This window comes from Pseudomonas sp. A-RE-22, assembly GCF_019956035.1.
GTDB classification, from domain to species: domain Bacteria; phylum Pseudomonadota; class Gammaproteobacteria; order Pseudomonadales; family Pseudomonadaceae; genus Aquipseudomonas; species Aquipseudomonas brassicacearum.
In genome coordinates this window covers 32,723-45,145 of the sequence record NZ_JAHBCZ010000044.1, presented here as the reverse complement: position 1 = coordinate 45,145, position 12,423 = coordinate 32,723, and the positions used below count along the sequence as shown (strand labels likewise).

General features: G+C 60.7%; 11 protein-coding genes. 3 read left to right on the top strand and 8 right to left on the bottom strand.

Annotated elements, in window-relative coordinates; translation table 11 throughout:
- Positions 1-19 precede the first annotated feature (19 nt).
- The gene (locus tag KGA89_RS20725; RefSeq protein ID WP_003196325.1) at positions 20-223 is read left to right on the top strand and encodes a twin transmembrane helix small protein; all 204 of its coding nucleotides are present in this window, start codon (positions 20-22) and stop codon (positions 221-223) included.
- A 7-nt stretch (positions 224-230) separates the two neighbouring features.
- On the opposite strand, the gene KGA89_RS20720 is transcribed toward KGA89_RS20725, so the two are convergent.
- From KGA89_RS20720 to coxB, 4 genes are all read right to left on the bottom strand, one after another.
- A complete protein-coding gene (locus tag KGA89_RS20720) occupies positions 231-1,118 on the bottom strand; it encodes a cytochrome c oxidase subunit 3 (RefSeq protein WP_013691982.1) in 888 nt (295 codons plus the stop codon).
- A gap of 24 nt (positions 1,119-1,142) precedes the next feature.
- On the bottom strand, positions 1,143-1,694 hold the full coding sequence (locus KGA89_RS20715) for a cytochrome c oxidase assembly protein (RefSeq protein ID WP_013691983.1): 552 nt from the start codon (positions 1,692-1,694) through the stop codon (positions 1,143-1,145).
- 121 nt (positions 1,695-1,815) lie between these two features.
- Entirely contained in the window at positions 1,816-3,408 is a 1,593-nt protein-coding gene (gene ctaD / locus KGA89_RS20710) for a cytochrome c oxidase subunit I (RefSeq protein WP_003196332.1), read from the bottom strand.
- A gap of 82 nt (positions 3,409-3,490) precedes the next feature.
- Positions 3,491-4,618, bottom strand: coding sequence for a cytochrome c oxidase subunit II (gene coxB / locus KGA89_RS20705; RefSeq protein WP_223472425.1), 1,128 nt, complete (start codon positions 4,616-4,618; stop codon positions 3,491-3,493).
- A gap of 373 nt (positions 4,619-4,991) precedes the next feature.
- On the opposite strand from coxB, the gene KGA89_RS20700 reads away from it, so the two are divergent.
- Positions 4,992-5,642, top strand: coding sequence for a hypothetical protein (locus tag KGA89_RS20700; RefSeq protein WP_014335872.1), 651 nt, complete (start codon positions 4,992-4,994; stop codon positions 5,640-5,642).
- A 302-nt stretch (positions 5,643-5,944) separates the two neighbouring features.
- On the opposite strand, the gene KGA89_RS20695 is transcribed toward KGA89_RS20700, so the two are convergent.
- The 3 genes from KGA89_RS20695 to KGA89_RS20685 all read right to left on the bottom strand — a co-directional run bounded on the left by KGA89_RS20695 (position 5,945) and on the right by KGA89_RS20685 (position 9,555).
- Positions 5,945-7,471, bottom strand: a complete 1,527-nt coding sequence (locus tag KGA89_RS20695; protein ID WP_003196339.1) for a SulP family inorganic anion transporter — start codon at positions 7,469-7,471, stop codon at positions 5,945-5,947.
- Positions 7,472-7,562: 91 nt separating this feature from the next.
- Positions 7,563-8,294 (bottom strand): carbonic anhydrase, encoded by a 732-nt coding sequence (locus tag KGA89_RS20690; RefSeq protein ID WP_003196341.1) that lies wholly within the window; start codon positions 8,292-8,294, stop codon positions 7,563-7,565.
- A gap of 202 nt (positions 8,295-8,496) precedes the next feature.
- The gene (locus KGA89_RS20685) at positions 8,497-9,555 is read right to left on the bottom strand and encodes a PA0069 family radical SAM protein (RefSeq protein WP_003196342.1); all 1,059 of its coding nucleotides are present in this window, start codon (positions 9,553-9,555) and stop codon (positions 8,497-8,499) included.
- 183 nt (positions 9,556-9,738) lie between these two features.
- On the opposite strand from KGA89_RS20685, the gene KGA89_RS20680 reads away from it, so the two are divergent.
- Positions 9,739-10,419, top strand: a complete 681-nt coding sequence (locus KGA89_RS20680; protein ID WP_003196344.1) for a tyrosine-protein phosphatase — start codon at positions 9,739-9,741, stop codon at positions 10,417-10,419.
- Between the two features lie 3 nt (positions 10,420-10,422).
- On the opposite strand, the gene KGA89_RS20675 is transcribed toward KGA89_RS20680, so the two are convergent.
- Entirely contained in the window at positions 10,423-12,411 is a 1,989-nt protein-coding gene (locus KGA89_RS20675; RefSeq protein ID WP_223472424.1) for a M3 family metallopeptidase, read from the bottom strand.
- Between the last annotated feature and the right edge of the window lie 12 nt (positions 12,412-12,423).

Here is a 12,423-nt window from a genome sequence, read left to right as displayed (position 1 = left end):
TCCCCCCGGAGTGTCCCTAATGCTAAAAGCAGCCATCGTCCTGATGCTGATTGCCACGGTTGTCAGCCTGTTCAGCGGCCTGTTTTTTCTGGTCAAGGACGACAGCAACTCCAATCGCCTGGTCATCGCCCTGGCGATTCGGGTCAGTCTGGCCGCCGTCACCGTCGGCTTGATCGCCTGGGGTTTTTTCAGCGGCCAGTTGGTATCCCACGCGCCCTGGTAGTCGTGCCTCAGAGCACGTAGACGAAGACGAACAAACCGATCCACACCACATCGACGAAGTGCCAGTACCAGCTCGCCGCCTCGAAGCCGAACTGGTGCTCGTTATCGAAGTGCCCGCGCATGATGCGCATCAGCATGACGAACAGGATGATCGTGCCGATGGTGACGTGGGCGCCGTGGAAACCGGTGAGCATGAAGAACGTCGCACCGTAGACGCCGGAGCCCAGGGTCAGGCCCAGTTCCTTGTAGGCGTGCATGTATTCTTCGGCCTGGAAGCCCAGGAAGGCGCAACCCAGCAGCACGGTGATCGCCAGCCAGATTTTCAGCGCACCGCGATGGCCTTTTTTCAAGGCGTGGTGGGCAATGGTGACGGTGACGCTGGAGCTGACCAGCAGGATGGTATTGAGCAGCGGCAAGCCCCAGGGGCTGATGACTTCCTTGGGCGCCGGAAAGAGTTTCGGGTCCGGGTTGTTCAGCAACGGCCAGGCGAACTCGAAGCTCGGCCAGAGCATGTGTGACAGCCCCTTGGTGCCTTCACCCGCCAGGCCTGGCGCCGAGATGTTGCGCACATAGAACAGCGCACCGAAGAACGCGATGAAGAACATCACTTCGGAAAAGATGAACCAGCTCATGCCCCAGCGGAACGAGCGATCGAGTTGTGCGCTGTACAGCCCGGCGCGGCTTTCCTTGACCACCGCGCCGAACCAGCCGAACAGCATGTAGGCCACCAGCAGGCCGCCAACGAAAAAGATCAGCGGGCCATGGGATTCCGGACGCGCCGCCTTCAGATCGTTGAACCAGGTCGCCAGGCCATACACCGTGACGAACATCCCGACCGTGGCGATGATCGGCCATTTGCTCTGGGCCGGAACGTAATAGTGTTCGTGAGTTGCCATTTATTGTTCTCCTTATCGGGCACGCTATCGGTCAGTGTTTAGAGCCACCGGTGGATGACGAGCGGTGATATCGAACAGCGTGTAGGACAGCGTCAGGTGCTTCACTTCCTTGGGCATGTCCCGGTCGACGATGAAGCGCATGGGCATTTCGATGCGTTCGCCGGGTTGCAGCACTTGCTGGGTAAAACAAAAACATTCGGTCTTGTGGAAATACGCCGCCGCGGTGCTGGGCGAGATACTCGGAACCGCCTGGGCGCTCATCGGCCGGTTGGTGGGGTTGTGGGCGACGAACACCATCTCGTTCACCGCTCCCGGCTTGACCACCAGTTGGTCGCCCTTGGGGTAGAAATCCCAGACCATGTCCACCGCGTTGGTCGACAGGAACTGCACCCGCACCTGCCGCGATTCATCGACGGTCTGCTCGCCTTCGTACTGCCCGCCGGTCTTGCCGTTGATGCCGAACGCCTTGCACATCACGTCGTAGATCGGCACCAGGGCAAACCCGAAGATGAACATGGCCACCACCACCAGCAGCAGGCGGGTGACCAGTTTCTTCATCGAAATCGAATCAGCCATGATTTCCAGTCCCTACCCAGAACCCTGTGGGAGCGAGCTTGCTCGCGATAGCGACGACTCGGTGTGTCAGATACACCGCTATCGCGAGCAAGCTCGCTCCCACACAGGCGCCATGTGTCATCTATTTCACTTCCGGCGGCGTAGTGAAGGTGTGATACGGCGCCGGAGAAGGCACGCTCCACTCCAACCCTTCGGCACCATCCCAAGGCTTGGCCGGTGCGGGCGGGCCGCCTCGGATGGTCTTGATCACGATGAACAGGAAGAAGATCTGCGTCGTGCCGAACATGAACGCGCCGATGGACGAGACCATGTTGAAGTCGGCGAACTGCAGGTTGTAGTCGGGAATCCGCCGGGGCATGCCCGCCAGGCCGACGAAGTGCATCGGGAAGAACGCCATGTTCATCCCGACGAACGACAGCCAGAAGTGCAGCTTGCCGAGGGTTTCGTCGTACATGTGGCCGGTCCATTTCGGCAGCCAGTAGTAGGCCGAGGCGAAGATCCCGAAGATCGCGCCGGGCACCAGCACATAGTGGAAGTGCGCGACCACGAAGTAGGTGTCCTGGTACTGGAAGTCCGCCGGGGCGATGGCCAGCATCAGCCCGGAGAAACCACCGATGGAAAACAGGATCACGAACGCCACGGCAAACAGCATCGGCGTTTCGAAGGTCAGCGAGCCTTGCCACATGGTGCTGGCCCAGTTGAACACCTTCACCCCGGTGGGCACGGCGATCAGCAGGGTCGCGTACATGAAGAACAGCTCGCCCACCAGCGGAATGCCGACCACGAACATGTGGTGCGCCCAGACGATGAACGACAGGAACGCAATGGCGGCCGTGGCATAGACCATCGAGGTGTAGCCGAACAACGGCTTGCGCGAGAAGGCCGGGATGATCGAGCTGACGGCACCGAAGGCCGGCAGGATCATGATGTACACCTCGGGGTGGCCGAAGAACCAGAACACGTGCTGGAACAGCACCGGGTCACCGCCACCGGCGGCACTGAAGAAGCTGGTGCCGAAGTGGATGTCCATCAGCATCATCGTCACGCAGCCGGCCAGCACTGGCATCACTGCGATCAGCAGGAACGCGGTGATCAGCCAGGTCCAGACGAACAGCGGCATCTTCATCAGGGTCATGCCAGGGGCGCGCAGGTTGAGGATGGTGGCGATCACGTTGATCGCGCCCATGATCGAGCTGATGCCCATCAGGTGGATGGCGAAGATGAAGAACGTCACGCTTTCCGGCGCATAAGTGGTGGACAGCGGCGCGTAGAAGGTCCAACCGAAGTTAGGCCCGCCACCGGCTGTGAACAACGTCGACACTAGCAGCAGGAACGCGGCCGGCAACAGCCAGAAGCTGAAGTTGTTCATGCGCGGCAGGGCCATGTCCGGCGCGCCGATCATCAGCGGGATCATCCAGTTGGCCAGGCCGACGAAGGCCGGCATCACCGCGCCGAAGACCATCACCAGGCCATGCATGGTGGTCATCTGGTTGAAGAACGCCGGCTCCACGATCTGCAGACCGGGCTGGAACAGCTCGGCGCGGATCACCATGGCGAACGAGCCGCCCAACAGGAACATGGAGAACGCGAACCACAGGTACAGCGTGCCGATATCCTTGTGGTTGGTGGTCAGTACCCAGCGCATCAGGCCCTTGGCGGGGCCATGGGCGTGGTCGGCGCCGGCATGACCGTGGTCATCGATCACAGCACTCATGTCCTGTCTCCTTCGAACGAGTGGGCTGGACGGCGCGGGGCGGTGAGCCCCGACCGGTTGCGGGAACGAACGTCAGGCCGGCTCATTTGCTTTCCGCCTGTTTGAGTTCCAGCACTTCTTTAGGCGTAACCATGTCGCCCTTGTTGTTGCCCCAGGCGTTGCGTTCATAGGTCACGACTGCGGCGATATCGACTTCCGACAACTGTTTGCCGAACGCGGCCATGGCGGTGCCGGGCTTGCCGTGGTAGACGAGGCTCAGGTGATCAGCCTTGGGCCCGGTGGCGATTTTCGAGCCTTTGAGGGCCGGGAACATAGGCGGCAAGCCCTGGCCTTCGGCCTGGTGACAGGCCACGCAGGTGGTGTGGTAGATCTTGTCGCCACGTTCCTTGAGCTCGTCCAGGGTCCATTCCTTGCTGGTCAGCTCTTTAAGCTGCGCGGCTTCGGCCTTGCGTTCGCCCAGCCATTTCTCATAGTCGGGCTTGCTCTTGACCTCCACCACGATCGGCATGAAACCGTGGTCCTTGCCGCACAGCTCGGCGCACTGGCCACGGTACAGGCCGGGCTTGTCGACGCGGGTCCACGCTTCGTTGACGAAGCCTGGGATCGCATCGCGCTTGACCGCGAAGGCCGGCACCCACCAGGAGTGGATCACGTCGGCGGAGGTCACCAGAAAGCGCACCTTGGCATCGACCGGCAGCACCAGCGGCTTGTCGACCTCCAGCAGGTAGTGCTCGCCCTTGGCGCTCTGGTTATGGATCTGTTCGGCGGGGGTCGCCAGGTTGCTGAAGAACTCGACGTCCTGGCCCAGGTACTTGTAGTGCCACTTCCATTGATAGCCAGTGACCTGGATATCAATGTCCGACTCGCTGGAGTCGTACATCTTGATCAGGGTGGCGGTGGCGGGAATCGCCATCAGCACCAGGATCACGAAGGGCACGATGGTCCAGAGGATTTCGACGCGGGTGTTTTCGTGGAAATGCGCGGCATTCTGGCCGGTTGAACGGCGGTGCATGATCATCGACCAGAACATGGCGCCGAAGACGATGATGCCGATGACCACACAGATCCAGAAAATGGTCATGTGCAGGTCGAACACTGCGTTGCTGATCTGTGTCGCTCCAGGCGCCATATTCACAGTCCAGGCCGCTTGTGCCTGGCTGAAAATCGACCACAACAGGAGGCCCATCCATACGTGTGGATGTCGCGTCATTGCGGGTTCCCCTTATCGTTCTTGTTATCCCGTAGGCGTAAAGCCTGCGGCAAGGGATCGGCTATTCAGACTGCTTAATTGACTCGCCGCGCCTTGCTGCACATGCAATCGGGTGTCATCAGCTAACTCCATTCCAACCCGAGTATAGACAGCACCTGCAACCTCGCAACGCGATGGCGTAAATCGTTTGAAACAGACAGGGCTTGCACTAGAGCCCGCGAATGGAGAAGGATGCGAACCTGAGTGATGGCAAATCGATATAACTGCGACGTAGCAAGGAAGAGACGGTTATGAAAAATAGGTCTTAGGAGTGTTTTTGCGCCAGCTAAGTTATGTCTTCCCTATTTCATTGCCTTTGTTTCCTGGAGTTGTCATGAACACCGCCGCATTGCGCGAGCAGATCCAAAAAGCCCAACAACACGAGGCCGAGACCGGCCAGTTGACCCGTCAGCTGGAGGCTCAGCTACCGCACCTGCACGCCGCCATTCAACTGCCGGACATCGACGCGAAGGGCGTGATGACCCGTTTTGTCACCGCTTACATCGAACAAGTGCCAGACTTGCTGGACGCCGCCAACGAGGTGGCCCGCGAAGCCGGTATCGAATCGCAGATCAAGCCGGTACTGAAAATCGCCGAACAGTTTTTCCTCCAGCCACCCAAGCTGATGGAAGGCCACGTCGGTCTGGACAGCCTGTTGGATGAAGCCTACCTGGCCCATCGGCTGGTGGAGGAGGTCAACGACCTGTACATCAAGCATTTCAGCCAACCGCTGATCCCGCTGGACATGACGGTCGCCAACCTGATCGCTCACCATTTGATCGGCGAACCGTTCGCCAACCAGCTGGACGAAGCCGTGCATCACGCCGTTGACGAAATGCTCGACGAAGACAGCTTTGCGCTGGAGTCGGTGGAGTCTTACCGGGAGAAACTCGGCAGCCCGGACACGGGCGCTGCCTGGAAGCGCTGGCCGTGCCTGTCGCGCCAGCTGGGTGTTGGGCTGGAACTGGATCAGCCGGCGGCTTGATCCAGCAGCAAAACATGAAGCCCTTGTGGGAGCGGGCTTGCTCGCGAAGGCGCAGTGTCAGGCAGCATTTAGCTAACTGATCCACCGCTTTCGCGAGCAAGCCCCACATTGGATCTGTGCCGCTCATGAATCGTGTGTCCTACACCCAATCCCTGTGGGAGCGAGCTTGCTCGCGATGACATTACATCAGCCACATCACAGTTGACTGATACTCCGCTATCGCGAGCAAGCTCGCTCCCACATTGGGTCTGTGGTGTTCATGAATCCTGTGCCTTACACCCAGCCCCTTTGGGAGCGAGGTGTCAGGCAGAGGCTGCGCCAACCCCTACGGTGGTACGCAACCGCCCTTCCAGCCGGCGCTTGAGCCCGCGGGATTCGATCAGCAGCTTCGAACCCTTGCTGGCATTCGCCCGGCCCCATTCTTCCAGTAGCTCCAGGCACGAGTGATCGATGTAGCTCAGGTTATTGAGCGGCACATGCACGGTCGCGCCTGTCGGTATGCTACCCAGCACCTGGGTCAGCGCCGGGACCTTGAGGAAGGTGGCTGCCCCGACCAGTCGCAGTTCCATCTCGCCTTCCTGGGGCAGGTCGATCAGGCTGATTTTCAGTCGCGAGGCTTTCCAGGCCAGTTTCGCCAGGGTCAGGCCGAAGCCGATCAGCACACCGGTCAGCAGGTCGGTGAAGATGATCGCCAGCGCCGTTGCGGCGTAGGTGAACATCGGCATCCGGCCATAGCGACCCAGGCTGCGAAACGCCTTGAGGTCCACCAGTTTGAAACCGGTGTACACCAACACCCCCGCCAGGCTCGCCACCGGAATGCTTTGCAGCACGCTGGACAGCAACAGCACGAAGAGCAACAACCACAGGCCGTGGAAAATCGTTGACATCCGCGTGGTGGCCCCGGCCTGGACGTTGGCCGAGCTGCGCACGATCACCCCAGTCATTGGCAGGGCGCCGAGCAGGCCGCAGAGCATGTTGCCGATACCTTGCGCCGACAGTTCGCGGTCGAAGTCCGCACGATCACCGCTGTGCATGCGGTCCACGGCGGCCGCCGACAGCAGGGTTTCGGCGCTGGCGATGAAGGCCACGGCGAAGGCGGCGATCAGCAGCGTCGGGTCGGCCAGGTTCAGCAGGTCCGCCGGGCGCAGCCAATCAATGGCTTCGGCGAGGTTCTCCGGGACTTCCACCCGTTTGACCTGCAAGGCCAGCATCAGGCTGGCGATGGTCGCCAGGCCGACACCGAGCAAGGCGCCGGGAATGAAGCGCAGGCTGTGGGGACGAAACTTCTCCCACAACCACATCACCGCAATCGTCGACAACCCAAGCAGGCCGGCCTGCCAGCCGAAGGACGGCAAGGCCTGGGCCACCGCCGCCGGGAACGCCGCCAGGTTATCCAGCCCTGACGGCTTGGGCGCCGCGTCGAGCATCACATGGACCTGGGACAACACGATCAGCACGCCGATACCCGCGAGCATCCCGTACACCACCGCAGGTGCGGTGACCCGGAACCAGCAGCCGAGACGAAAGCGCCCGGCCAACAATTGCAGCAGACCGGCCAGCAGCAGGATCGGCCCGAGCATGGCGACGCCATGCTGGCGCACCAATTCGAAGACCAACACCGCCAACCCGGCGGCCGGGCCACTGACTTGCAGCTTGGAACCTGCCAGGAAACCCACTACCAGGCCACCGATGATGCCGGTGATCAGGCCTTTGGCCGGTGGCAGGCCGGAGGCGATGGCAATGCCCATGCACAAGGGCAGCGCCACCAGGAACACCACCACCGAAGCCAATAGCTCCCGTGGCAGAACAGCTTTTAATTGAGCACGCATGGCGACTCTCCCGAAGTTTTCTTCAGGCATGGCGAGGCCCTACCGCGCAAATAGCGGTAAGGCTGAACCACACAAGGATGTTTAGGAGTGGTTAGAAGCGCGCTTTGGGCGTCGCCACCGGTATCGGATGGCTGCCATCGAGCGGCAGGAAACGTCCCTGGTCCGCGTCATAGGCTTTGATCTCGCTGGTCTCGATGTTGTACACCCAGCCATGGATGAACAACTGACCATTGGCCATGCGCGATGCGACCGAGGGGTGCGTTCGCAAATGCTGCAACTGCGCGATCACGTTCTCTTCGGTGAGGATCGACATGGTCTGTTTTTCGTCGCCGCACGGACAGTTGTCGTGGACCATGGTCTTGGCCACTTCGGCGTGGCGCAGCCAGGCCTTGACCGTGGGCATTTTTTCCAGGGTATCGGGGTTGAGCACCGCGCGCATGGCGCCACAATCGGAATGGCCGCAAACGATGATGTGCTGCACGCCGAGGGCCAGCACGGCGTATTCGATGGCGGTGGAGACGCCGCCGTTCATTTGCCCATAAGGTGGAACGACGTTGCCGACGTTACGGGTCACGAACAGGTCGCCGGGGGAGCTATGGGTGATCAACTCGGGCACGATGCGCGAATCGGCGCAGGTGATGAACATCGCCCGGGGTTTCTGGGCGGTGGCGAGTTTCTTGAAGAGCTCTTCCTGTTGCGGAAAGATCTCGTGATGGAAATGCAAAAAGCCGTCAACAATATGCTGCAGCGCTGCATCGGCGGTTTCCGCCTCGGGTTGGGCTGAAGCCGACGCAGCCAACGGCTGTTTATCCTTGTCACTCATGATTCATCCTCTTTGACGTTGACGCCAGTGGCTGGTTAAAAAACATCCAGGTCGAGGTGTTCGACCCGTCAGTCACTCGCTGAACAAGGTAGCGGCCGAAACTTAACTCAAACTGAAATCGAAGGCTCTAGGACAACGATTCCAGGGGTGGCAAAACACTGGCGCAGCTCATGTCCAGTAGCCGTTCCAAGGTCAACTTTAATCAAATCAAAGACATCTGTCGGCCCGGCGGACAGAAGGCATCGCAATCAAGATTGTATCCGTCGCGGCGCTCAAGCCCCAAGCGCTTGAGGGCCTTGGCGAAACGTTGGGCCAGCAGGTCGGCGAACGGGCCTTCGCCGCGCATCCGCGCACCGAAGCGGCTGTCATACAGTTCGCCGCCGCGGCTCTGGCGGACCAGGCTCAACACATGGGCGGCGCGCTGCGGGTAGTGCGCTTGCAACCACTCCTCGAACAGCGGCGCGACTTCCAGCGGCAGGCGCAGCATGACGTACGCGGCATTCTGCGCGCCGGCGGCGTGGGCTTCGGTCAGCAGGCTCTCGATCTCGCTGTCGTTGATCATCGGGATCATCGGTGCACACAGCACTCCCACGGCAATGCCCGCCTCGCGCATGACCTTGATCGCCCGCAACCGCGCCTTGGGCGCCGCCGCGCGGGGTTCGAGAATACGCTTGAGCTCATCGTCCAGGGTGGTGAGGCTGATCATCACATGCACCAGGCGTTGTTGCGCCAGCTCGGTCAGCAGGTCCAGGTCGCGCAGGATCAGCGAACCCTTGGTGACGATGGTCACTGGATGCCGATAGCGCAGCAGCACCTCGAGAATCCGGCGGGTGATCCGTTGTTCACGCTCGATAGGCTGATAGGGATCGGTGTTGGACCCCAGCGCGATTGGCGCACATTGGTAGCCGCGCCGGGACAATTGCTCTTCCAGCACATCGGCGGCATTGGTCTTGGCGATCAGCTTCGTTTCGAAATCCAGCCCCGGTGACATGTCCCAATAGGCATGGCTGGGCCGCGCATAGCAGTAGATGCAGCCGTGTTCGCAGCCTCGGTACGGGTTGATCGAGCGGTCGAAGGGAATATCGGACGAGGTGTTGCGGGTAATGATGGTCTTGGCCATTTCGATGCGTACTTCAGTGCCTTGGGTCGGCGGGACTTCCTGATACCAGCCGTCATCTTCGGCCACCGAGCGACTCGGGGCGAAGCGGTTGTGCGGGTTGGTCGCGGTGCCGCGGCCGCGAGGCGGAAGTGAAGCTGACATGGGAGCACTCCGAAAGGCTGTATGTGCATACAGTATTCGTTGCATTCGATTAAGACCAGTGCCATTCAGCAGCCCGAATACCCGATCATCGTTCACAACGCTTTGACGTTCTCCTCACAGGCTTTTAACCGCAGCGAGCCGAAACTGTCGATCTCGCATTCCTTCGTTTTCGGTCGTCCGTGCATGCTCAAGCTCTGTTCCCGTTCACTGCTCTGCCTGGCCTTGCTCATCGGGCTGGCCGAGATCCCCGCCCAAGCGGCCGATTCCCCTGACGCGAGGCCCGCGGAATGGGCGCAGCCGGTGGAAAAGGACTACAACCTCTACCAGATGTCACCGACGCTCTACCGCAGCTCCCTGCCGGATGGCGCAGCGCTGCCCTTGCTGACCAAACTCAGGATCGGCACGGTCATCACCTTCCTGCCGGAGTCGGACAAGCGTTGGCTGTCCACCCCCGGCATCGAGCAAGTGCAGTTGCCCTATCGCACCAATCATGTCGATGACAGCGACATTCTCAGGGCTTTGCGCGCCGTCCAGGCGGCCGAAGCCAAGGGGCCGGTGCTGATGCACTGCAAGCACGGCTCGGACCGCACCGGGCTGGTCGCCGCCATGTACCGGGTGGTGGTGCAGGGTTGGAGCAAAGAGGACGCCTTGAACGAAATGACCGAAGGGGGCTTCGGTGACAGTCATCACTTCAAGGACGGGGTGCGCTACATGATGCAGGCCGATGTCGACAAACTCCGCGTGGCGCTGGCGAATGGCGATTGCAGCACCAGCGTCTTTGCCCTTTGCTCCCTGGAAAGCTGGGTCAACTCAACCACGACGACGCGTCACCTCGACCCTCAGGTTGTGCTTCCCGAGCGATGATCGCTACGTGCCCAGAAACGCCGTGATCGACTCAGACAGCGGTCGCGAATCGCCCGGCCCGAAAATCGTCTCGCGCAACGCCTGCCCGGTTTCCCGGTTGAACAGCCCGTCGCGCTTGATTCTCTGGAACACGGTTTTCGCCAATTCCCTCGACCAGGCATAGGCATAGAGCCCGGCACCATAGCCGGTCACCATGTAGTCCAGGCCATTGGGCCAGCGTTCGGTTGCAGACACCGGCAGATGCCCGACCTGCGCGCTGACTTGGTCGAATACGTGTTGGGCGGTGCGTCCATCGCCGTGGCTGCGGTGCAATTCCATGTCGAACAGCGCATCGCGCAAGAACGAGGCGCTGTCCCAACTGGTCTGGGTATGGAGGTAGACCAGCAATTGATCGGCGAGGGTGTCCGGCAAGGGCGCCCCGGTTTGGTGATGTTTCGAGACACGCAGCAGGCAGGGTTTGGCGAAGCACCATTGCTCGAACAACACCCCGGCGAATTCGGCCGTGTCCCGGGACAGTTCCGAGATGCCCGAAATTTCGCGGTATTCAGCCCGGGTCAAGACGTGATGCAAGCAATGGCCGAACTCATGAAAGAGGATGCGCAGCTGCCGATGATCCAGCAACACCGGGTTTGCGCCTGAGCCACGCGGCAACCAGCCATGCAAGACCGCGATGGGGAGCCGAGGCCGGCCTTCGGCGGTGATGCGGCGATTGCGCAGGGTGGTGGTATTGGGAAAACCGTCCTGGTTCGCCTCTGCAAACGGGTCGAAATAGAGGTAGCCCACGGTCTCGTCCCCCTCGCGGACTTCAAAAAGACGCACGTCCGGATGCCAGGTTGCGACGTCCTGGCGTTCAACGATGTTCACGCCGAACAGGTCCCTGGCGATCAGCAACAGCTGTGCAAAAGTCGACTCCAGTTCAAACCAGGCACTGGTGGCCTGCCCCGAAACCCCTGTCGTTTGCCGCCGAAGCTTTTCGGCCAGGTATTGATGATCCCAAGGCTGGAGACCGCTGAAGCCTTGCGTTGCGGCAAATTTTTCCAGTTGCTCGGTGTCCCGGGCAAATACGCTGCGCTGCTGGGCGAGTCGTTCCTGCAAGAACGACAGGACCTGTTCCGGCGACTCGGCCTGCTCCGGTTCGAGCGCCATTTGAGCGTAATTCGAATAGCCCAGTAACGTGGCGTGTTCATGGCGATCCCTGAGTAACTGCGCGAGGACTTCGCCGTTGTCGAACACGCCGGCATGGGGCCCCTGATCCGATGCGCGCGTGCTGAAGGCGACGTAGATTTGCTTGCGCAAAGCGTGATCGTCAGCGTAACGGGTGACCAGACGAAACGACTCCTCGTCGAGCATCAGCAACCAGCCCTTGCGTCCAGCCATACGCGCCTGGTCAGCCATGCGTTGTTTGAAGGACGATGGCAGGCCGCTCAACCGGGCCTCGTCGTCAAACGTTTGGCTCCAGGCTTTATTGGCCTCGTGCAAGTGTTCCAGGAACAAGTCACGGGCGCCTTGGATACGCAGTTGCAGGTCTTTCAAGTCGGCCTGTGCGGTGTGCGCCAAGCCGTTCTGGCGAAACTGCCGGAGGACCTTTGCCAGGGTTCTTTTTCTCGCTGGCGTGAAATGTCGGGCTATCGGGCTGTTTGCCAAGCGTTGATAAAGCTGGAACAGGTCGGGATGGTGTTTGAGTGACCGCTGGAAATCCTGTAGCCGTTCGCTGCAGTCCGACCAAGCCTGGATCCAGGCGTCACCTAACCTGTTCCAGCTCAGTCGCTCCAGCACATAGCCGAAGCTCTTCAAACGGGCGTGGATCTCGTCCATCGCCAGCACGAGGTCGTCCCAGGTGGGGAAGGGTGTCTGGGTCTTGATGATTTCGGCGACTTGAGCGCGGCTCTCGGCAAGAATCCGGTCAAGGGCCGGTGAAAAATGTTCGGCTTGGATCAGCGAAAAAGGGGGCAGGTCATGGGCCTGCAACAGCGGATTGGCATCGTCGGGCATGGCAGCCTTCCT